Origin of the sequence: Burkholderia sp. A2, from assembly GCF_001729305.1 — a bacterium.
In the GTDB taxonomy this organism is placed as follows: Bacteria; Pseudomonadota; Gammaproteobacteria; order Burkholderiales; family Burkholderiaceae; genus Burkholderia; species Burkholderia sola.
In genome coordinates, this window is record NZ_LZXX01000082.1 from 116,088 (window position 1) to 138,021 (window position 21,934).

A 21,934-nucleotide genomic window follows, 5' to 3' on the forward strand; every position below is an offset into this window, starting at 1 on the left:
GATTTCTCGGTTCAGTTGCTGCATTCATTTTTCTGCTATTGCGTCCGGCCGACAACAGCTGACACCAATACGCGCATGACCTACACCATGCATTGCCGAGGCAAACCAATGTCCATTCGTTTCGCTGTTTCAACCGTCTTGTCCGTTCTGCTGCTGTCCGCATGCGGCGCCTGGCAGTCCGTCTCGGACGCCTCGTCGAGCGCGTATCACGCGGTGTTCTTCAAGCAGGTCAAGGTGCTCAACGTCGATCTGTCCGCTCGGGAGGCTTTGAACCCTGATGACGCTGGCCGCGCAACGTCGGTCGCGGTGCGCGTGTATCAGTTGAAGGATCGCAAGATGTTCGATGGTGCGTCCTACGAGGATCTGCTGAAGAATGACCGGACGGTGCTTGCGCAGGACCTGCAGGCCAACCTTGCCGCGGTGTTGAATCCGGGGGCGTCGGCAAGCCTTACGCAGCCGATGCAGGCCGATACGAAATACGTTGCGGTCGTGGCGTTCTATCGCAACCCGGGCAATGGCGACGGCTGGAAGTACGTGATCGAAAAGAAGAAGCTCGACGCGGACAAGCCGTTGAAACTCGAGCTTGTCGATCAGCTTCTGTTGGCCAGCGGCGCGATTCGCAACACATCGAGGTAGTGCCTGACTGGCCCGGTGTCTTGACGATCCTTGAAATGCAAAGGACATGACCTGACCCGCGCACTCGATGAACCGAATCGCGAGAGCCGACGAACCCGTGCCCGGAACGCATTGCATCGAGTGCTCGAGGGCGATGTCATGCGCGGGCTCGGTCCTTCTGATGCCCCCGCATCCGGCTCTGCACCGCATACGCCACCGACCCGATCACGATCCCCCAGAACGCCGACCCGAGCCCGAGCCACGTCATCCCCGACGCGGTCGCGAGGAACGTGATCACCGACGCGTCGCGATGGTTCTCATCCTCGAAAATCCCGTGCACGTTCGCGCCGATCGCACCGATCAGTGCGAGCCCCGCCAGAATCGTGACGAACGCCTTCGGCAGCGAGAAGAACAGCGTGACGATCGTGCCCGCGAAGAGCCCGCCGGTCAGGTAGAACGCGCCGTTCGCGAGCCCGGCGACATACCGCCGCGCCGGATCCTCGTGCGCATCCTTGCCGGTGCACAGCGCCGCGGTGATTGCCGCGACGACGATCGTGACCCCGCCGAAGCACGCGACGACGAGCGACATCACGCTCGTCGCGGTGATGATCGGCCGCGCCGGCGTGTGATAGCCGGACACGCGCAGGATCGTCATCCCCGGCAGGAACTGCCCGGTGAGGCTGACGACGACGAGCGGCAGCGCGAGGCTGAGCGTCGTGCCGAGCGTCCATTCGGGGGCGATGAAGAGCGGCCGCGCGAGGCTCGGCGACACGTTGCCGAGATGCGTGATCCCGAGCAGCGTCGCGAGCGCGGCGCCCGTCAGCAGCACGAGCACGATGCTGTAACGCGGCAGCAGCTGCTTGAAGATCACATATGCCGCGATCATCCCGAAACCGAGTACCGGCTGCGCGGTCGCGGCCGAGAACGCATGCATGCCGAACGGCAGCAGGATGCCGGCCATCATGCCGCACGCGATGCCGCGCGGGATGTGGCGCACGAGCCGGTCGAAATAGCCGGACACGCCGATCGCCAGGATGATCAGTGCGGCCGTGATGTAAGCGCCGACGGCCTGGTTGAGCGTCAGTTGCGGGAACAGGCCGACGAGCAGCGCGGTGCCGGGCGCCGACCACGCGGTGACGACGGGCACCTTCAGCTTCCAGCTCGCGAACAACCCGGACACGCCCGCGCCGATCGAGATCGCCCAGACCCATGAAGTCACCATCCCGTTGGACGCATGCGCGGCCTGCGACGCCTGGAAGAAGATCGCGAGTGGACCTGCGTAGGAAATCAGGACCGCGAGAAAACCTGCGGTGATCGCGGAAACGGACCAGTCGTTGCCGAGCGTGCGAATCGCGCCGGAAGGGGTGTTGGGTTGCATCGTCGTCGGGGAAGGCGGCGCGCGGCCGTGCGGCAGAGCCGGGGCGAATGATTGTTGGAAGCCCCGGATGAGCCGCCATTCTGCGCATTGCCGGCGCAATTGGCAATTCGCAGGCGGCGATCGGTGTTGTCGGCTTTTTGTAAGGATCGGTGCCGAAACGCGGAAACTTCTGACGTCACGTACTGATCTGCAACACCTTGTCGACCACCGCCACCTTGATCCCGCTGCCCGTCGACAGCGATGCCGTGCCTTCGTCGAACGGATGCACGGGCGGATCGGTCGGCGTCCACGCATGGCGCGCGAGCAGCGCACGATACCCGCCACGGATCACGAAGCCGCCGCATTTCTGCGCATACGCGTCGCGACGCATCCGGTATGCGCGCGGCAGGTCGTACCACGGCAGCTTCGGCAGGTCGTGATGGACGAGGTGATAGTTGTTGTTCAGGTACAGCAGCCGCATCGCGAAGCCGGCTTCGTTGATCGTGATGCGTGCTTTCGGATGCGGCGCGGCGCGATGTTCATACAGCGAGCGGATCATCGCGAGCGACAGCGCTGGCCATGTGACGGCCAGCAGGTAGTACCACCACGGCACGCCGATCGCCGATTGCAGCCACGCGAGCAGCACGGCCACGCAGGCAACGTGAGTCGCCCACATCGGCAGGTAATGGAAATCGCCGCGCAGGAACGCGGCGAATGCGTCGCGGAACGTCGCGGCGATGGCGAGCGGCGGCCCGACGACGATGCGCCCGATGAAAGTCTTGCGCGCGACCGTCAGCGCCCGGCGCCAGCGCGGCAGCCGCGCCCAGCGTTCACGTGTCACATAGTTCGTTTCGGGATCGATGCCCGGCACGGTCAGGTCTTCGTCGCGGTGATGCTCGAGGTGCGTGTCGCGATACAGCGTGTACGGATACCAGACCGTCAGCGGCGGATAGGCGAGCAGCTTGTTCACGAAGGCGGAACGCGTCGGATGGCCGTGCAGCAGTTCGTGTTGCAGCGACAGGTGCCACGCGCCGAGCAGGATCAGCGGCGGTGTCGCGGCGGCGAGAGACAGGTGCCCGGCGCGCACGAGCAGCAACACGGCGAGCCAGCCGCCGTAGATGACGACGACGAGCAGCCAGGTCGGCCACTCGGTGCGGGCGGTGAAACGGGCGTCGAGCGCGGCGATCGCGCGCGCGTGATCGACGTCGAAGTATTCGGCCATGGCGTTGAGGCAGGATGGATCGGGCGGTGCGGGGAACGAGCGATGGAACCGGGGCGCTCGGCCCGGGTGCGCTGGTGTCTCGCGGATCACGGTCGGCCCGCCCGGCATCGCGCACGATGGCGGCGCCGGCAGGCATTCGAACGGTACCGGGACGGCGCGGCTACGCCAACCAATCGATTCGCATTTGCTTATCGTGTGGCAGCCGATAAGCATCCGGCCCGTCGCCGATGCGTAAAATGCCCGCATGAGCTCCTGGATTGCAGTCCTGCCGATGTACAACGTGACGCCGCGCCACGCCGCGCTGTGGCGCGCGTTGCTGCGCGACGTGCTCGCTGCGTTCGCGGACGCAGGTGGGCCGGCCGATGTCGCGCAGCCCGACGCGCCGCTCGACGACCTGCCTGCACTGTGGCGGCGCGACGATCTGCTGCTGTCGCAGACCTGCGGCTACCCGTATCGGATGCTCGGCTTGCGCGATGTCGTGCGATTGGTTGCGACCCCCGTTTTCGATGCGGACGGCTGCGACGGTGCGCGCTACAGCAGCGTGCTGGTCGTGTCGGCGCGCGTGCATGCGGGCGGCGCGACGACGCTCGCCGCCTGCCGCGGGTTGCGGGCCGCGTTCAACGGCGAGGATTCGCACAGCGGGATGAACGCCTTCCGGCACGCAGTGGCGCCGCATGCGCACGACGGACGGTTCTTCGGCTCGGTCACGCCGTTCGGTTCGCACCTGAACGTGCTGCGTGCGCTGGCATCGGGAGAGGCCGATTGCGCGGCGATCGACTGCGTGACGTTCGCGTATGTGCGCGACGCGCTGCCCGATCTGCTCGAGGACATCCGCGTGATCGGCATGACGGCATCGGCGCCGGGCTTGCCGTTCATCGCATCGCGGGCGCTGGCGCACGTTCAGGTCGGCGCGTTGCAGGATGCGCTCGATCGCGCGGTCGCCGTCGATGCGGAACGGGCGCGCGTGCTGAGGCTGAAGGGATTCGACCGGCTGTCGCCGGCCGACTACGACACGATTGCGCGGTTCGCGCAGGCAGCCGCCGCGCACGGCTATCCCGAACTCGCGTGATGCACGGAGCGGCGCACGGCGGTGCGGCGACCACCCCGCGCCGCGCCCCGCTTACTCCTCGTCCATCAAGCGGACCTTGACCCGCTTGCCCTTGATCTTTCCCGCATTGAGCTTGCGCAGCGCGTCGCGTGCGACGCCGCGCTCGATCGCGACATAGGTCGAGAACTCGGTCACGTTGATCTTGCCGATCTGCTTGCCGTCGAATCCGGCGTCGCCGGTCAGCGCGCCGAGCACGTCGCCCGGACGGATCTTGTCCTTGCGCCCGCCGAGGATCTGCAGCGTTTCCATCGGCGGCAGCAGCACGCTGTCGTCCGCAGGCTTGAGCTCGGCGAGCGGATGCCATTCGACCTCGCGCTTCTGCGCCTGCTCGATCGCGCCGACGCGGCCCATCTCGTCCATGCTCGCGAGGCTCAGCGCCCAGCCGTCCTGATCCGCGCGGCCCGTGCGGCCGATGCGGTGCACGTGCACTTCCGGGTCGGGCGTCACGTCGACGTTGATCACCGCCTCGAGCTGCGCGATGTCGAGCCCGCGCGCGGCGACGTCGGTCGCCACCAGCACCGAGCAGCTGCGGTTCGCGAACTGGATCAGCACCTGGTCGCGCTCGCGCTGGTCGAGCTCGCCGTGCAGCGCGAGCGCGTGGAAGCCCTGCGCGTGCAGCACGTCGAGCAGGTCGCGGCATTGCTGCTTGGTGTTGCAGAACGCGATCGTGCTCACCGGCCGGTAGTGGTTCAGCAACTGGCCGACCGCATGCAGCCGCTCGTCCTCGGTCACTTCATAGAAGCGCTGGCGGATCTTGCTGTCGTCGTGGCGTTCCGCGAGCTTGATTTCCTTCGGATTGCGCAGGAACTGCTGGCTCAGCTTCGCGATGCCGTCCGGATAGGTCGCGGAGAACAGCAGCGTCTGGCGCGTCGTCGGGCACATCCGCGCGACCTTCGCGATGTCGTCGAAGAAGCCCATGTCGAGCATCCGGTCGGCTTCGTCGAGCACCAGCGTGTTCAGCGCATCGAGCTTCAGGTTGCCGCGATCGAGGTGATCCATGATGCGGCCCGGCGTGCCGACGACGATATGCGCGCCGTGCTCGAGGCTCTGTGCCTGCGGACGCATCGGCGTGCCGCCGCACAGCGTCAGCACCTTCACGTTCTCCTCGGCGCGCGCGAGGCGGCGCACTTCCTGCGCGACCTGGTCGGCGAGTTCGCGCGTCGGGCACAGGATCATCGCCTGCACGTCGAAACTGCGCACGTCGAGGCGCGCGAGCAGCGCGAGCGAGAACGCGGCGGTCTTGCCGCTGCCCGTCTTCGCCTGCGCGATCAGGTCCTGGCCGGCGAGCGCGACCGGCAGGCTCGCGGCCTGGATCGGCGTCATGTCGACATAGCCGAGCTGAGCGAGGTTCGCGAGCGTGGCGGGCGTCAGCGGCAGCGCGCTGAACGGCGTGGCGGTCGGTGGGGTCAAGACAGGTCTCCGAGGTAGGGGCGGCCTTCCATCTGCTCGTAGACGACGTTGCCTTCATCGTCCTCGAAGCGTTCGAGATAGTTGCGGGCGCCGCACAGCGGGCAGCGGAACAGCAGCCCCTGGCCTTCGTCCTTGATGACGACGTCGGACTGCTCCCACTGCGTGCCGCAGCTCTGGTTTCGGCAGGTAAACACGGTCTTTCTCCAGCTGAATTCGGTTGATGGCGCACCCGGGCGGGCGCGGCCACGGCGGGCGGCGCTCGCGCGGCTCGGGCGCGGGCCGCACCGGCGGTGGCTCGGGTTGTGTCGATGCGGATGATGGATCGGGCGGCGACGGCGTCGCGCGTGCCGCAATTCTAGCGGAAGCCGGTGCTTCCGCCCGGCGCGCGCCACGAAAAACGGCCGCCCCGGAGGGCGGCCGTGTCGGGCGGCATGACAGTGGCGCGCGGGTGCCGGGCAGGTGCCGCGCGGCGTCGGACGCGTTACAGCGCCATGTCGGCCGATGCCTTCGCCGGGCGGGCCGGCGCGGCGCCGTTGGCCTGCGACGGCACGCCGAGGTCGATCTTCGGCGGCGGCGACAGTTGCAGCACGTCGCTCGTGTAGGTCCATTCGTCGACGACCTTCGCCGGGCTGTCGTTCAGCTTCGTGCCGTAGCTCGGCACGATCTGGCGGATCTTCTGCTGCCACTCGGGCGTCGCGACCTTGTCCTTGAACACCTTCTTCATGAGGTTCAGCATGATCGGCGCGGCGGTCGACGCACCCGGCGACGCGCCGAGCAGGCCCGCGATGCTGCCGTCCTGCGACGCGACGATCTCGGTGCCGAGCTTCAGCACGCCGCCCTTGACCGGGTCGCGCTTGATGATCTGCACGCGCTGGCCGGCCTGCCACAGGCGCCAGTCTTCCTTCTTCGCGTTCGGGAAGTATTCCTTCAGTGCGTTGAAGCGGTCGTCGTCGGTCAGCATCAGCTGGCCGGCGAGGTACTGCACCAGCGGGAATTCGTCGACGCCCACGCGCATCATCGGCGCGACGTTGTGCAGGTTGGTGCTCTTCGCGAGGTCGAAGTACGAACCGTTCTTCAGGAACTTGGTCGAGAACGTCGCGAACGGCCCGAACAGGATGATCTTCTTGCCGTCGATGATCCGCGTGTCGAGGTGCGGCACCGACATCGGCGGCGAGCCGACCGACGCCTTGCCGTAGGCCTTCGCGAGGTGCTGCTTCACGACTTCGGGGTTGTCGGTCACGAGGAACGAGCCGCCGACCGGGAACGCGCCGTAGTCCTTGGCTTCCGGGATGCCCGACGCCTGCAGCAGGTGCAGCGCACCGCCGCCCGCGCCGATGAACACGAACTTCGCGTCGACGGCTTGCGGCGGTTCGTCCGAGTGCAGCTTGACCCACGACACGTGCCACGTGCCGTCGGCATTGCGCGAGATCTCGCGCACTTCGCTCGACAGCGACAGCGTGAAGTTCGGCTGCGTCTTCAGGTAGCCGACGAACTGGCGCGTGATCTCGCCGAAGTTCACGTCGGTGCCGATCGGCGTCCACGTCGCGGCCACCTTCTGGTTGCGGTCGCGGCCTTCCATCATCAGCGGCACCCACTGCTTGATCTGGTCGTAGTCTTCCGAATACTGCATCCCGCGGAACAGCGGGCTCGCCTGCAGCGCTTCGTAGCGCTTCTTCAGGAAGCGGACGTTGTCGTCGCCCCACACGAAGCTCATGTGCGGCGTCGAGTTGATGAACGAGTGCGGGTTCTTCAGCACGCCTTGCTTGACCTGCCATGCCCAGAACTGGCGCGAAATCTGGAACGACTCGTTGATCTCGATCGCCTTCGAGATGTCGACCTTGCCGTCCGCCTTCTCCGGCGTGTAGTTCAGTTCGGCGAGCGCCGAGTGGCCGGTGCCGGCGTTGTTCCAGCCGTTCGAGCTTTCCAGCGCGACGCCGTCGAGGCGCTCGACCATCGTCATCGACCAGTCGGGCTGGAGTTCGTGCAGCCAGACGCCCAGCGTCGAGCTCATGATGCCGCCGCCCACCAGCAGGACGTCGACCTTCTTCGTATCGGCGGCGTGCGCGGACGATGTCGCGACGCACAGCGCGAGCGCCGACAGTATTACCCGTAACGTTTTGATCACAGCAGATCCCTTTTTCAACTTGGATGCATCGATTTGCCATGCCGCCCGGCGCGCGGTCCCGTTGTGCGGAAACACGGGTCCGGAGATCCGGATCGCGAATCCGGAATTCCGGATCGGCGCTGCACGCCGTTGCATTTGCGCACGCGAAGCCATTCGGAAGGACACCTTCGGATTGGCCTCCCGGGAGCGGGCAAGCGCATGCGTCGCGACGGTGCGCCACGCGCAGGGGCCCTGACGGCAAGCCCGAGCGGACGGCGTTTCAGGCTGCGTTGAACGAGGCCGCGCGCGACGCGTTTTGCGGGGGCGGGGTGGCAAGGGGCGCGTAATATAACCGAACTCGGACAATGTGTCGCAGACGACGAATATCCCTGTTTTCGTGGGGTTTTTTGTGCGTCCGGGTTTCCGGAATGACGGTCCGCGGCGTGGGAAAATCGGTCGGGATCGGCGGGGTGGAATGTGTGCGGTGGGCATGCGATGCACCAGACCGGAACCTCATCGGATCGCGGCGTTGCACCGCGATCCGTTCACAGTGACATCAGTTCACTTCGCTTCGCTCCGCCGTTCCGGCAGATGTGACGTCGTGGGCAGGGCGTCGTGCGCCGCCTTGCGACACCCGCATGCGCGCGCCGTCCGCCCGGCGCTCCGCGTCGTGCACGATGTGCAGCTCCCGCGTGCGGATCGGCAGCGCGCAGTCCGCATCGGCGAGCGTCTTGCGTACCTGGCGCGCGAGGCGCCAGCGCAGCGCCCAGAACGTATCGGTATGCGTCCACACGCGCATGTTCGCGACGGCGGTGCTGTCGTCGAAGCGCATCACCATCACGTCCGGCGCGGGATCCTGCAGCACGTCGGGATCGGCCGCGGCCAGCGCACGCAGCGCGTCGAGCGCGCGATCGATATCGTCATGCACGGATACTTCTACTTCAAGATCGAGACGGCGCGTCGGGTTGCGCGTGTAATTGCGGATCGAGCTGCCCCACAGCGCGCTGTTCGGCACGTACTCGCAGATGCCGTCCGGCTTCGTGAGGCGCGTCATGAAGAGCCCGACCTCGTCGACGGTGCCCGCGACGCCCGAGCCGCCGTCGATGTAGTCGCCGACCTTGAACGGCCGCAGCAGCAGAAGCATGATGCCGGCCGCGATGTTCTGCATCGTGCCCTGCAGCGCGAGCCCGATGGCGAGGCCGGCCGCACCGAGCACCGCGACGATGCTCGCGGTTTCGATGCCGAGCTGCGACAGCGCGCCGACGATCGCGACGATGCGGATGCCCCACACCGCGACGTCGCAGAGGATCGGCCGCAGTGTGTCGTCGACGCGTTCCTTGTTCGAGAGCAGCCGGTTCAGCCAGTTGCCGACGCGTTTCGACAGCCACCAGCCGGCGACGAGCAGCGCCAGGCCGGCGGACAGCTTGACGGAGAGGGTGGACAACGCGTTCCACAGGAACGTCCAGCGTTCCGGATGAAGATGATCGAGAAACATGACGGGATTCCGGTGTTGAAGACAGAGTGCGCGGCGCATGTCGCGCGCCGGCAGCCCTCGACTGTACACGGCGCCGCGGGCTTCGCGCGAATGCGTGGCGTCCCGGTTGCGTTGATTTAGTACGAGTATTAAGCGGCTTTTCAATAAAATAAGACGAGTCCTATTCAGCCGTTTCGACCACGCCGATACACTCGCTCTCGAGTAGCCGGATCGCGACGATCGTTCCTCCGCGATGTCCGGTTTTTTCCCGATTTTTCATCGAATAGCGAGTGACGACGTCATGCGGTCAGACCTGCGTTTCCGTGTCGCACGCGAGCAAGGTCGACCCGCCCCCCGCGGCGTCCACCGTTTCCCGATTGGCCATGCGTTACTGCGCGGCATCGTCGCGGCGGCCTGCGTGGCCGGCGCACAGGGCGCGGCAGCGCAGGCGTTTCACGACGCCGCGCCCGTCGCGCCCGCGATGGCGGAAACCACCGACCTTGACGACGTGCCTTTCTTCAATTCCGCGCGTACGACGTGGGGCCGCCTGCATGCATCGTCCGCGCCGCTCGACGTCGCATACGTGTCGCACGCGTTGAACGTGTCGACCGGCGCCGGGCGCGGCGATCCGGTGGCCCGCTTCGGCGCCTGCGTCGCATATCGCGTGCTGTGCGAGACCGCGCGCGACGCGGTCGAACGCAGCTATGCGTCGCGGTTCGATTACAGGCTGGCGTCGGCGCTGCCGGCGCCGGGCGCGCAACCGGCGTTCGCGCGAGGGGCGGGCGATCTGGCATCCGCCGAGCCGTTCACGCTCGCGCAGCCGGATCGCGGTACGCGGGCCGGTGCGATCGTCGGCAGCCTGCGCGCGTCGCTGGCGCGCGCCGATCTGCCGGCCGGCGTCGCCGCGCAGATCGTTCGCATGCTGGCCGGGCGCGTCGATCCGAAGCAGCACGGCGCGCATGGCGATACTTTCCGCGTGGCATTCGAGCCCGACCACGACGCAGTGCGGCCGGGCCGCGCACGTGTGACGGCGCTCGACGTCCGCTTTCGCGGGCAGCACGTCGCGGCCGTGTGGTTCGCGCCGCAGGCCGGCTCGCCGGGCGCCTATTACGAACTGGACGGCATGCCGCTCGCCGGCGCGCGCTTCGCGATGCCGGTCGCCGCGACGCGCATCAGCTCGCCGTTCGGCACGCGTGTGCATCCGGTGAGCGGGGCGCGTCACGTGCATTCGGGCGTCGATCTCGCGGCGCCTGCCGGCCGCGCCGTGCATGCGTCGGAGCGCGGCGTCGTGACGTTCATCGGCACCGAGCCGAGCGGCTACGGCAAGTACGTGGTGATTCGCCACGACGGCGGCTACGCGTCGTACTACGCGCACCTGTCCGCATTCGAGCCGACGCTGCGCACCGGCGCGCGCGTCATGCGCGGTCAACGCGTCGGCGCGGTCGGCAGCACGGGCACGGCGACCGGCCCGCATCTGCATTTCGAGGTGCGCAGGCATGCGCGCCTCGTCGATCCGATCGAACTCGTGCAGGCAGCCAAGGCGGCGAAACTGAAGGGCGCGCAGCGCGTGGCGTTCAACCGCGTGGCGCGTGACGCGCGCACGCAGCTCGCGGCGGCCGTCTGGTCGCAGCCTGTTGCGATGTCGAAGCGCTCCGCATCGCATGCCGGCTGACGGCTAATCGCCGATCTCCCCGTCATGCCGGCCGCGATGGCCGGCATCGTTGCATGGGCCAAGCCGGCGTCCGCCGTGGCGGCATGCCGGCAACGGTGACGCGCACGCGGCCGGACTGGTCCTACATCCCGTCGGCGATTTCAGCCTGGTCTGATGGTCCCGTTTTTACCTCGTCGCTAAGATTTTCGTATCCAAGCGCGTAGCGATTTCCGCAGCGGATCATCGCGACCGCGTTCGTACCTCAATCGACTCGATCGTGGGCGCGCGTGAGCGCGACCACGCGCTTCATGCATCGACGGCCGCCGCACCACGCGAAACACGGCGCGACACGCACGACGACACAACGGGATGAAACACCATCTATGTCAAAACTGGATCTCACATCGAAACGCACGTGGGGAGCGCTGGCGGCGATCGCCGTTGTTGCCGGCGCGTTGACGTCGGCCTTTGCGTGGGCGGCGGGTTGGATCGGCTCGCGCACGACCAGCGTATCGCTGGTGTCGGAAACCCCGCAGCCGTTTCCGCCGGGGTTCCGCCGCGCGCACGGCAAGGGCGTCTGCTTCGCCGGCACCTTCCGTCCCGACCGCGCGGCGGTGCCCTTGTCGACCGCACGTGTCTTCACGCAGCCGGACATCCCGGTCGTCGGGCGGCTCTCGATCGGCACCGGCAGTCCGTACGCGGCGGACAGCTCCACGACGACGCTCAGCATGGCCCTGCTGCTGACGACCGACGACAAGCAGCAATGGCGCATGGCGATGAACAACCAGCCTTACTTCCCGACGCATGAACCGGAGGGTTTTCTGGCCATGCAGCAGGCGACCGCGCCTGATCCCGCCACCGGCCGGGCCGACCCGGCGCGCGTATCCGCCTTCCTGAAGGCGTACCCGGAGGCGGAGAAGTTCATGAAATGGGCGGCCCGGGAACCGGCGCCCGGCAGTTTCGCGGGCGCGACGTTCTACAGCGTCAATGCGTTCTATCTGGTGGCCGCCGACGGTCACCGGCAGCCGGTGCGCTGGATGATGCGCCCGCATGATCCGTTCGTGCCGGTGAGCGATGCGCAACGGCAGCAGGCCGACCACGACTTCCTGTTTGAAGGCGTGCGCGAGCGGCTCGCGCGGAAGCCGCTCTATTGGGACTACGTGCTGCAACTGGCGCGGCCGGGCGATCCGGTAGACGACGCATCGCAGCCGTGGCCGGCCGATCGCAAGCAGCTCGTCGCCGGCACGCTGGAAATGACGCGTGTCGTCGAGCAGGCCGAGGGCGCGTGCCGTGACATCAACTTCGATCCGTCGATCGTGCCCGCGGGCGTCGAGGTGTCGAACGATCCAATCCTGAACGCGCGTTCGGGGGCGTACGCGCATTCGTTCAATCGCCGCGAGCGGGAAATCGGCTACGGCAAGGCGACCGAGGCGGTCGGCAAGCAGGAGGTCAAATGACGAGGCGGAAGACCACGAGCGTCGGCGCACCGCGCCATTTCAACGCGCTGGCGCGCGGTTTGCACTGGCTGATGGCCGCGATGATCCTGGCCATGCTGTTCATCGGCGCCGGCATGATGACGTCGTTGCATCACCGGATCTGGCTGATCGATCTGCATCGGCCGCTGGGTATCGCGATTCTCGTGCTGGCGCTGCTGCGCGTCGCGAACCGGCTGTGGAGCCGGCCACCCGCCCTGCCGGGGAGCCTGCCGCGGTGGCAGGTGCTCGCAGCGAAGACATCGCATTGGGCGCTGTATGCGCTGATGCTGGCATTGCCGGTGATCGGCTGGGCGTTGTTGTCGGCGGGCGGTTTCCCGATAGTCCTGTTCAAGGGCGTCAACCTGCCTGCGATCGTACCGGCCAGTCCGACGCTCTTTGCATGGTTGCGCGATGCGCATGGCCTGTTGGCGCGGCTGCTGTTCGTCGTCGTGCTGGCCCATCTGTCGGCCGCCCTGGTCCATGCGTGGATTTATCGGGACGGCGTTTTCTCCAGCATGGCAAAAGGCGGACGGCAGCGCGGGTAAGCCGCCCGCTGTTCGAGCGTCGTCGGGCCTGCCGAATGGCGGGCGCGACGGCGATCGTCCAGCTATCCGAAATATGGGTCGTCCGGTTGGACGATCGCATCGACCGGAATGTCCGGCGACGCCGTCGCCCGGACGCGCGCGGCATCGCATCGTGCAAAGCAGCATCGGCAGCTTGCCGATAGGCAATGCGCGGCCCGTCGATTGCGGGATCGCGTTATATTTTCCGATTTCCCGAATCCCGTTGCCACGAATTCTCAGGGATTGCGTGACAATCGGCAAGTTCAACCGGTTTTGCGTCATTTCGCGCCGCGATGTCCGGCGCGCAAAGGGTTTTCGCGCCGCAACAAAGCCCCCTTTTTCTTTATTTCCCATTCCGAAACGAATTGCGGCGTGATTTTCGATATCACGCATTCCGATCTTGCGATTGTTTCAAGACAGGTGCTATAACCCGTTCCACGCACCGATTTGCAGCAATAACGTCACCAATAAACGCGAGCGGAAAAATGAAAAGAAAGGCGCGGAACCTGGGTTTGGGCGGAATGGCGATCCTGACCGGCGCGGTACCGGTCAGTGCGTATGCGGCGTGTTCGGCCACCGCGCCGGGCAGCGGCACGACGGTGACGTGTACGGGTGCGAATGCGCCGTCGGTCGTGGCCGCGGCCGGCAGTACCAACGTGACGATCAACCTCGATTCGACCGTGACGGGCAGCTATGTGCTGACGTCCACGCCGACGCCGTTCTCCGTAGACACGTCGAGCACGATCACCAACAACGGCAACCTGTCGATGTCCGGCAACGGCACGGGCGTCGCGAATCGCGGCGCGGTGCTGCTCGGCGTGAACAACGGTAACACGCTCACCAATGCGGCGACCGGCGTGATTTCGACGTCGGGCACGTACAACGACGGGATGGCCGCGAACGGCAACAACAACACGCTCGTCAACAACGGCACGATCACGACCACCGGCAACAACGCGTACGGAATGACGGCCGCGTGGGGGCAGAGCAATCCCGGCGCGTCGGGCAACCAGATCGTCAACACGGGCAACGTGACGACATCCGGCAACAACGCGCGCGCCGCGTCGCTGCTCGGCGGCAACGGTACGATCGCCAACAGCGGCACGCTGACGTCGAACGGCCGCGATGCGCCGGCCGTCTACATGCAGGGCAACAACGACACGCTGGTCAACAGCGGCACGATCCAGACCACCGGCACCGCGACGAGCGGCGGCAGCGTCGACGCGGTCGTGTCGAACACGCTCGGCAGCTCGTTTACCGCGACGATCACGAATCAGGCCGGCGGCCGGATCATCAGCAACAACGGCATCGGCGTGCGCTCGACCAACGGCGCGACGACGATCACCAACGCGGGGCTGATCCAGGGCGGCGGCGGCACCGCGATCCAGGGCGGCAACGGCAACGTGACGCTGATCCTGCAGACCGGCTCGCAGATCGTCGGAACGGCCAATGGCGGCGCCGGCATCAATACCGTGACGTTGCAGGGCACGGGCACCGCGTCGAATCCGTTCACGAATTTCCAGAGCCTGACGATGGCCGGCACCGACTGGACGTGGGCCGGGCCCGGCACGTTCTCGACCGCGCTGGTGCAGAGCGGCACGCTGAACCTCACGGGCACGCTCGGCACGACGACGGCATCGGTCGTCGCGACCGTCAACGCGGGTGCGACGTTGCAGGCGAATGCATCGAACCTGCCGCTATCCGTCACCGACAACGGGCTCGTGCGCTTCCAGCAGGACAGCGCCGGCACGTACACGGGTACGATCGGCGGGTCGGGCGCCGTCGAGAAAACCGGCGCAGGAACGCTGACGGTCGCGCCTTCATCGGCCGGCGGCAACACTTATTCGGGTGGCACGACGATCACGCAGGGTACGCTGGCGGTTGCCGCGGACCATGCGTTCGGCGCGGCGTCGGGTGGGCTCGCGCTCAATGGCGGCACGCTGCAACTCGGCAGCGCGTTCGATCTTGCTTCGAGCCGGGCGGTATCGATCACGTCGAACAACGGCACGATCGATACGCAGGGCTTCAACTCGACGCTGACGCAAGGCATCACGGGCGCGGGCTCGCTGACGAAGCTCGGCAGCGGCACGTTGACGCTGAACGGCACGAACGGCTACACGGGCGGCACGAACGTCAATGCGGGCACCGTGATCGTCGGTGACGCGACGAGCGCATCGGCGGCACTGGGCGGCGGCGGACCGGTGGCCGTGGTATCGGGCGCGACGCTCGGCGGCTACGGCAGCGTGACCGGCAACGTGACGAACAACGGCACGCTGTCGGTCGCGAACGCGCTGGCGAGCCTCGCGAGCGGCGCGACCGGCAATTTCCGGATCAACGGCAAGCTGACCAACGCGGGGCGCGTGCAGCTCGGCGGCAGCGGCGTGGGCAACACGCTGACGGTCGCGGGCAACTACGTCGGCCAGAACGCGACGCTCGCGATGAACACGACGCTTGCCGGCGACGGAGCGCCATCGGACAAACTGATCGTCAGCGGCGGCACGGCGAGCGGCTCGAGCACGCTGAAGGTGACGAACGTCGGCGGCGCGGGCGCGCAGACGACAGGCGACGGCATCCAGGTCGTGCAGGCCGCGAACGGCGCGACGACGAGCGCGGGCGCGTTCACGCTCTCCGGCGGGACGGTCAGCGCAGGCGCCTATACGTATTTCCTCGCGAAGGGCGGCGAGTCGGCCGGCACCGGCGACAACTGGTACCTGCGCAACACGGTGCCGCCGAAGCCGGAACCGCCCGTTGTTCAGCCCGGCCAGCCGACGCCGCCGGCCGAGCCGCCGGTCATCGCAGCCGAAGGCACGCCCGAATCGATCGTCGAAGCGGTCGATCACGCGGGTATCGGCGGCCATCCAGAGCCGGTCTATCGCCCCGAAGTGCCGCTATACGCGGAAGCACCGGCCGTCGCGCGCCAGCTCGGCCTGCTGCAGATCGATACGTTCCACGACCGTCAAGGCGAGCAAGGGCTGCTCGCCGAAAACGGCTCGGTACCCGCGTCGTGGGCGCGCGTGTGGGGCGGCAACAGCAAGCTCAAGCAGAAGGGCGACGCGACGCCGTCGTTCGACGGCACGGTGTGGGGGATGCAGGTCGGGCAGGACCTTTACGCCGATACGACCGCGAGCGGCCATCGCAATCACTACGGCTTCTTCCTCGGCTTCTCGCGCGCGGTCGGCGACGTGAGCGGCTTCGCGCTCGCGCAGCCGGACCTGGGCGTCGGCTCGCTGCAGGTCAATGCATACGACCTCGGCGGCTACTGGACGCACATCGGCCCGGGCGGCTGGTACACGGACGCGGTGCTGATGGGCAGCGCGCTGACCGTGCGCACGCATTCGCGCGACAACGTGAACGGCTCGACGAACGGCAACGCATTCACGGGCTCCGTCGAAGCCGGGTTGCCGATCGCGCTCGGCAACGGATTGACGCTCGAGCCGCAGGCGCAGCTCGTGTGGCAATGGCTGTCGCTCGATCGCTTCAACGACGGTGTGTCGAGCATCGCGTGGAACAACGGCAACACGTTCGTCGGCCGGATCGGCGCGCGGCTGCAATACGCGTTCGATGCGAACGGCGTGAGCTGGAAGCCCTACTTGCGCGTGAACGTGCTGCGCGCGTTCGGTGCCGACGACAAGACGACGTTCGGCGGCTCGACGACGATCGGCACGCAAGTCGGGCAGACGGCCGGGCAGATCGGCGCGGGGCTCGTCGCGCAGCTGACGAAGCGCGGCAGCGTGTATGCGACGGTCAGTTACCTGACGAATCTCGGCGGCGAGCATCAGCGCACGATTATCGGGAATGCGGGTGTGCGGTGGGCGTGGTGATTTGACGAGGACGACACGGAGATCGATCGTCCGTGGCGTGTATCGTCGCGGCCGACCGCATGCGTGCCGCGCGAGCTTGGCTTCGCGGATGACGGACGCGCACCGGCCGGTCGCCACGCCGGGCGGCGTGGCGACGCTCGTCAGGCTGCCGCGTTCAACCCAGCGGCCAGTTCAGGATCGCGATGCCGTCGTTGTAGTCGCCATCGCCGCCATCTTCGGATCCAACCAAACCGAAGTAGGTTTTCTTGAAGATGTCGACCTGACGCGAGCCGATCTTCGACGGCTTGCCGTTCGCCGTCACGACCACGCGCACCTTCCCTTTGCCGGAGTTCACGATCTGCGTGTTCAGGTTCGCGTCCTGCGTGCCGGCGCCCTGGAACGTCGCGGCCGGCTTCGGGTTGTCGTCGACGAAGACCTCGATCGTCTGCGGGGCGGACGAATTGACCAGCACGGTCACGCCGAACGCGATGTTCGGCGGCAGGTTGAAGACGCCGTCGCGTTCGCCGCCGCCGGTCGGCACGGGCTCCGGCTGCACGGGCTGCGGTGTCGCTTTCGAGAAGTAATTGACGACCGCGCCGACGCCGAACTTCGCCGCGGCACCGGGCAACACACCGGGCGCGCCGGCCCACGTCACCGTGCACGCAACGACCTCGCCTGCCGCATCGGTTTTCACCTTGTTCTGCCAGCTGCCGACGTCGAAGCTGTACGGGATCGTCGCGATATCGACGAATACGTCGTACTGCGGCAGTTTCTCGACGAGCTGCGTGGTCATGAACTGACGCATCCGGTCGAGCACGGCCTGATCGCCGTTGGCCTGCACGGCGGTGGCGTCGTTGCCTGCGAGTTGCAGCAGCGCGTACAGGTCGTCGTGGGTAAAGGGTTGTGACATGTCGTCCTCGTCTCGATGGTAGGTCTCGCGTCGCGCGCCGGCGAACGGATGTCACCGGGCCGCGCGCGGAGCAAAGCGTGGGACTGCGAATGACTGCTCGAACGATTCGCAATGCGTGGTTGGCCCCGTCGCCATTGCGATGTTTCGCGATTGCCGCCGCTCAGCCGAGCGGCCAGTTCAGGAACACGATGCCGTCGTTGTAATCGTCGTCGGCGCCGTCTTCCGACCCGACGATCCCGAAGTACGATTTCTTGAAGAGATCGACCTGCCGCGAGCCGAGGCGCGACGGCTTGCCGTTCGCCATCACGATCACGCGCACGCGTCCCTTGCCGGAGTCGAGCACCTTCGTGCCGAGGTTCTGGTCCTGCACGCCGGCGCCCTTGAACGTCGCGGCGGGTTTCGGGTCGTCGTCGATGTAGATGTCGATCGTCTGGTCGTTCGCCGCGTTGGTGAGCGCGGTCACGCCGAACTTGATGTTCGGCGGCAGGTTGAACGTGCCGTCGCGTTCGCCGCCGCCGCCGATGTTGCCCGATCCGCCGCCACCGGTTTCGGCGCCCGGACTGCCGCCGCCTTGCGACGACGATGGCGCGGCCGTTTCACCGATCGCGGAAAGGCTCGCGTACGAATCGATATGCATCGCGCTGCCGCGCACGCTTTTCCACTGGCCCTTCACGAACGTGACGCCGCTGCCGACGTCGATCGTCGCGACGAGCGTGAACGGCATGCGTCCGGTGCTTTCGGGCACCTTCGACGAATAGGTGAAGCAGCCGTTCGCGACGACGCCCTTGTCGGTCGCGATCGCGAAATAGATGCCTGGGAAGTTGTTGCCCGTCGCGTAAGGCGTCGGCACGTTGAGAATGACCTGCAGTTTTCCGTCGCGAATCTCGACCTTCGCGATGTCGATGTACAGGCCCGGGATATCGACGTAGGTCTCCGACGTCACGACGGGCGCGCTGACGATCGAAGCCGAAAGGAGGGGCATGGGAGTCTCCGGGGATGAGGCGGTATGAGGGGCCGCGGAACGCGGCGCAAACCCGCCGGCCGCCACGGAGGCGGCCGGCAGCGGTCGACCGTCGATCGCGCGTCAGGTCAGCCGATCGGCCACTGGAGCACGACGATGCCGTCGTTGTAGTCGCTGTCGTGGCCGTCTTCCGACACGACGATCCCGAAATTGACCGTGAACGGCGAGCCATCCGATTTCTTGCCGTTGATCGGCGCGAGGCGCGCGTCGGTCGGCGACGGCTTGCCGTTCACCGACACTTCGAAGCGGATCTTGCCGTTGCCGGAATTCAGCTTCGCTTCGCGCGGGCCGTCGCGCGTCGTCAGCTTGTGATACGCGGCGGGTTCCTGGCTGTCGCCGATAAACAGCTTGATGTGCTGTTGCTCGGCTGCATTCGCGAAGAAAATCGCGCGGAAATCGGTATTCGGCGGAATCGAAAATTCGCCGGCGCGGTTGGATGACGTTTGAGAATCGGCCATGCTTGCCTCCTGAGAAGTATTGGATAAGGCGCGAGCCTTGCCGCGCAAACGTTTGCCGTTTGAAACGCGGCTTGCAAAGCATGGCAAAAAATAAATAAAAAAATATTCGGATGGGAATGGTTATTGTTCAGTAAATCGAAAGGCAGCGCTAATCGATTTAATGAAATGTGCTTAATGAAGCCGATTCCGATATATTCAATAAATTATATCGATGTGTGTATCGATTTCTTGAACGATGCGCGAGCGCGCAACGCGGAGCGAGAGCGGCGAGGCACAATCGGGCTTCGGAGCAGACGCTCGGCGTTCGCATATGGCAGCGTTTCGTTTCAACATCGACATCTCTGTCGTGGCCGCGCCCACCGGCCACCGCCGAACGCCCACGCCGAAGCCCGATTGCGAGGGAGGGGTGTGCGGCGACCGGCGAAGAGGATGGACCGACTCACTCCGAACATGAATAGGACCTCACCGGCGCCGCACCCGTGAAGCATAGCGACGGGGGAGGCTGCCGCCTATCGGACGGGACTGATTCTGCGCGAATGCGCGTATCGCGGAATGGAGCGGGATGCAAGCGCACCCGGTTGACAGCCGTGGTCACCCTGTGATTTGATGCCGGCCATGCACGCCGCCCAGTTCCTCTTCTCGCTACGACTACTAGCCCGTTTCTCCGGGCTGGGTCTGCGGCTGCGCGCGTTCCATCTGCTTCTTTCCTGAAGCGCCAGATTTTCCCCGCATCACCGACCTGGCCCCGGTTGTCGACCGGCGCCTGAGTTCGTCTTTTTTCTGTCATCGCTCCGCTCCGTCCCGGTCGCTCAACCGTCAAGGCTGTCGTTTGCCGTACCGCTTTGCCGTTGTGCCGCTTTCTTGCCGTTTTCACCGCTGCGCGCGCAGCCGGCTTCTGACGCCGATCGCTACCGCGCCGCGCTTCACCGACAAACAGACCGAGGACCGACATCATGATGCTGAAAAATCCCGCGACGAAATACCGACCGTTCACGCCCGTCAACCTGCCCGACCGCACGTGGCCGTCGCGCACGATCACGCAGGCGCCGATCTGGATGAGCACCGACCTGCGCGACGGCAACCAGGCGCTGTTCGAACCGATGGACGCCGCGCGCAAGATGCGGATGTTCAAGACGCTGGTCGCGATCGGCTTCAAGGAGATCGAGGTCGCATTCCCGTCCGCGTCCGAAACCGATTTCAACTTCGTCCGCGAACTGATCGAAGGCGGCCACATCCCCGACGACGTGACGATCGAAGTGCTGACGCAAGCGCGCGACGACCTGATCGAGCGCACCTTCGCATCGCTGCGCGGCGCGAAGCGCGCGATCGTGCACCTGTACAACGCGACCGCGCCGGAATTCCGCAAGATCGTGTTCGGCCTCGATCGCGACGGCGTGAAGCAGCTCGCGGTGAATGCGGCGCGCACGATCAAGCGGTGCGCCGATGCGGCGACCGACACGCAATTCACGCTGCAGTACAGCCCGGAAACGTTTACGGCGACCGAACTCGATTTCGCGAAGGAAGTTTGCGACGCGGTGTTCGACGTGTGGCAGCCGACGCCCGAGCGCAAGTCGATCGTGAACCTGCCGGCCACGGTGGAAATCGGCACGCCGAATTACTATGCGGACCAGATCGAATGGATGCACCGGAACCTCGCGCGCCGCGATTCGCTGATCCTGTCCGTGCATCCGCACAACGATCGCGGCACCGCGGTCGCGGCGGCCGAGCTCGCGGTGATGGCCGGCGCCGACCGGATCGAGGGCTGCCTGTTCGGCAACGGCGAGCGCACCGGCAACGTCGATCTCGTCACGCTCGCGCTGAACCTGTACACGCAGGGCGTCGATCCGGGCCTCGATTTCTCGCAGATCAACGAAGTCGCGCGCACGGCCGAGGAATGTACGCAGTTGCCGATCCACCCGCGCCATCCGTATGTCGGCGACCTCGTGTTCACCGCGTTCTCCGGCTCGCACCAGGACGCGATCAAGAAGGGCTTTGCCGTGCAGAAGCCCGACGCCGTGTGGGAGATGCCGTACCTGCCGATCGATCCGAACGACCTCGGCCGCACGTACGATTCGATCATTCGCGTGAACAGCCAGTCCGGCAAGGGCGGTATCGCGTACCTGCTCGAACAGGGCTACGGTGTCGTGCTGCCGCGCCGCATGCAGGTCGATTTCAGCGCGGCCGTGCAGCGCCTGACCGACGACAGCGGCCACGAGGTGACGAGCGCGCAGATCTGGTCGCTGTTCCAGCAGGAATATGTCGAAAGCGATGCGCCGCTGCGCTATGTCGGCCACGAGCTGACCGAGCGCGACGGCCGCGAATCGATCGTGCTGACCGCCGACGTGCAGGGCGAGCGCCGGGTGCTGCGCGGCGAGGGCAACGGCCCGCTCGACGCGCTGATGCACGCGCTGCACACGCCGCTGCGAATTCAGCATTACGAGGAACGCGCGCTGTCGCAGGGCGCCGATGCGAAGGCGATCGCGATCGCCGAGCTGGCCGGCACGGGCGTGCGCGGCAGCGCGTTCGGTGTCGGCGTCGATGCGAACCTGACGACCGCGTCGATTCGTGCGGTGATCAGCGGCGTGAACCGCGCGTATGCGCGTGCGGACGCTGCGGTGCAGGCGACGTTCTTCGACGTGGCGCAGGCGGTGAAGGCCGTGGCGTAACGGCGGCAGCGGCGGTCGCGTCGGGGGTCTCCGGCGCGGCTGCGTCGCCGGCAGGGTCGCTGCACCGCCTGCCGAGTGCAGCGCCTGCTTCACGAGATCC

The 21,934-nt window shown here is 66.5% G+C and carries 17 protein-coding genes and 1 pseudogene; 8 read left to right on the forward strand and 10 right to left on the reverse strand.

Features of this window, described 5'->3' with window-relative positions:
• Positions 1-108: 108 nt before the first annotated feature.
• Positions 109-636: a type VI secretion system lipoprotein TssJ gene (gene tssJ, locus A9Z05_RS07670; protein WP_176730176.1), complete on the forward strand. Its 528-nt coding sequence runs from the start codon at positions 109-111 to the stop codon at positions 634-636.
• Positions 637-772: 136 nt separating this feature from the next.
• On the opposite strand, the gene A9Z05_RS07675 is transcribed toward tssJ, so the two are convergent.
• Entirely contained in the window at positions 773-1,993 is a 1,221-nt protein-coding gene (locus tag A9Z05_RS07675) for a benzoate/H(+) symporter BenE family transporter (RefSeq protein ID WP_069617571.1), read from the reverse strand.
• A 175-nt stretch (positions 1,994-2,168) separates the two neighbouring features.
• The gene (locus A9Z05_RS07680; RefSeq protein ID WP_069617572.1) at positions 2,169-3,194 is read right to left on the reverse strand and encodes a fatty acid desaturase; all 1,026 of its coding nucleotides are present in this window, start codon (positions 3,192-3,194) and stop codon (positions 2,169-2,171) included.
• A gap of 244 nt (positions 3,195-3,438) precedes the next feature.
• Here A9Z05_RS07680 and A9Z05_RS07685 point away from each other — a divergent pair, with 244 nt between their 5' ends.
• Entirely contained in the window at positions 3,439-4,263 is an 825-nt protein-coding gene (locus tag A9Z05_RS07685) for a phosphate/phosphite/phosphonate ABC transporter substrate-binding protein (RefSeq protein ID WP_069617573.1), read from the forward strand.
• Positions 4,264-4,314: 51 nt separating this feature from the next.
• On the opposite strand, the gene dbpA is transcribed toward A9Z05_RS07685, so the two are convergent.
• The 4 genes and pseudogenes from dbpA to A9Z05_RS07705 form a co-directional block, all read right to left on the reverse strand.
• Positions 4,315-5,712 (reverse strand): ATP-dependent RNA helicase DbpA, encoded by a 1,398-nt coding sequence (gene dbpA / locus A9Z05_RS07690; protein ID WP_069617574.1) that lies wholly within the window; start codon positions 5,710-5,712, stop codon positions 4,315-4,317.
• Positions 5,709-5,906, reverse strand: coding sequence for a hypothetical protein (locus A9Z05_RS07695; RefSeq protein WP_006483193.1), 198 nt, complete (start codon positions 5,904-5,906; stop codon positions 5,709-5,711). The genes dbpA and A9Z05_RS07695 overlap by 4 nt, the downstream gene beginning before the upstream one ends.
• A 287-nt stretch (positions 5,907-6,193) precedes the next feature.
• Positions 6,194-7,837 (reverse strand): malate dehydrogenase (quinone), encoded by a 1,644-nt coding sequence (mqo, locus tag A9Z05_RS07700; RefSeq protein ID WP_069617611.1) that lies wholly within the window; start codon positions 7,835-7,837, stop codon positions 6,194-6,196.
• A gap of 610 nt (positions 7,838-8,447) precedes the next feature.
• Positions 8,448-9,311: pseudogene (locus tag A9Z05_RS07705) on the reverse strand (mechanosensitive ion channel family protein); the annotation flags it as partial.
• Positions 9,312-9,591: 280 nt separating this feature from the next.
• Between A9Z05_RS07705 and A9Z05_RS07710 the strand changes: the two are divergent.
• Entirely contained in the window at positions 9,592-10,962 is a 1,371-nt protein-coding gene (locus A9Z05_RS07710; RefSeq protein WP_069617575.1) for a M23 family metallopeptidase, read from the forward strand.
• 241 nt (positions 10,963-11,203) lie between these two features.
• Here the strand turns inward: A9Z05_RS07710 and A9Z05_RS37635 are convergent, their stop codons facing one another.
• Positions 11,204-11,671: a hypothetical protein gene (locus A9Z05_RS37635; RefSeq protein WP_256121913.1), complete on the reverse strand. Its 468-nt coding sequence runs from the start codon at positions 11,669-11,671 to the stop codon at positions 11,204-11,206.
• Between A9Z05_RS37635 and A9Z05_RS07715 the strand changes: the two genes are divergently transcribed.
• The 4 genes from A9Z05_RS07715 (at position 11,556) to A9Z05_RS07725 (ending at position 16,800) form a co-directional block, all read left to right on the forward strand.
• Entirely contained in the window at positions 11,556-12,398 is an 843-nt protein-coding gene (locus A9Z05_RS07715; protein WP_256121911.1) for a catalase family peroxidase, read from the forward strand. The genes A9Z05_RS37635 and A9Z05_RS07715 overlap by 116 nt on opposite strands.
• A complete protein-coding gene (locus A9Z05_RS07720; RefSeq protein ID WP_069617577.1) occupies positions 12,395-12,961 on the forward strand; it encodes a cytochrome b in 567 nt (188 codons plus the stop codon). The genes A9Z05_RS07715 and A9Z05_RS07720 overlap by 4 nt, the downstream gene beginning before the upstream one ends.
• A gap of 108 nt (positions 12,962-13,069) precedes the next feature.
• A complete protein-coding gene (locus A9Z05_RS36015) occupies positions 13,070-13,408 on the forward strand; it encodes a hypothetical protein (protein ID WP_141723388.1) in 339 nt (112 codons plus the stop codon).
• A gap of 92 nt (positions 13,409-13,500) precedes the next feature.
• The gene (locus tag A9Z05_RS07725; protein ID WP_069617578.1) at positions 13,501-16,800 is read left to right on the forward strand and encodes an autotransporter outer membrane beta-barrel domain-containing protein; all 3,300 of its coding nucleotides are present in this window, start codon (positions 13,501-13,503) and stop codon (positions 16,798-16,800) included.
• Positions 16,801-16,954: 154 nt separating this feature from the next.
• On the opposite strand, the gene A9Z05_RS07730 is transcribed toward A9Z05_RS07725, so the two are convergent.
• The 3 genes from A9Z05_RS07730 to A9Z05_RS07740 form a co-directional block, all read right to left on the reverse strand.
• A complete protein-coding gene (locus A9Z05_RS07730) occupies positions 16,955-17,689 on the reverse strand; it encodes a fucose-binding lectin II (RefSeq protein WP_069617579.1) in 735 nt (244 codons plus the stop codon).
• A 160-nt stretch (positions 17,690-17,849) separates the two neighbouring features.
• Positions 17,850-18,671, reverse strand: a complete 822-nt coding sequence (locus A9Z05_RS07735; RefSeq protein ID WP_069617580.1) for a fucose-binding lectin II — start codon at positions 18,669-18,671, stop codon at positions 17,850-17,852.
• Between the two features lie 107 nt (positions 18,672-18,778).
• Positions 18,779-19,168, reverse strand: coding sequence for a fucose-binding lectin II (locus tag A9Z05_RS07740; protein WP_023474822.1), 390 nt, complete (start codon positions 19,166-19,168; stop codon positions 18,779-18,781).
• Between the two features lie 956 nt (positions 19,169-20,124).
• Here A9Z05_RS07740 and leuA point away from each other — a divergent pair.
• The gene (leuA, locus tag A9Z05_RS07745) at positions 20,125-21,834 is read left to right on the forward strand and encodes a 2-isopropylmalate synthase (RefSeq protein WP_176730177.1); all 1,710 of its coding nucleotides are present in this window, start codon (positions 20,125-20,127) and stop codon (positions 21,832-21,834) included.
• Positions 21,835-21,934 lie beyond the last annotated feature (100 nt).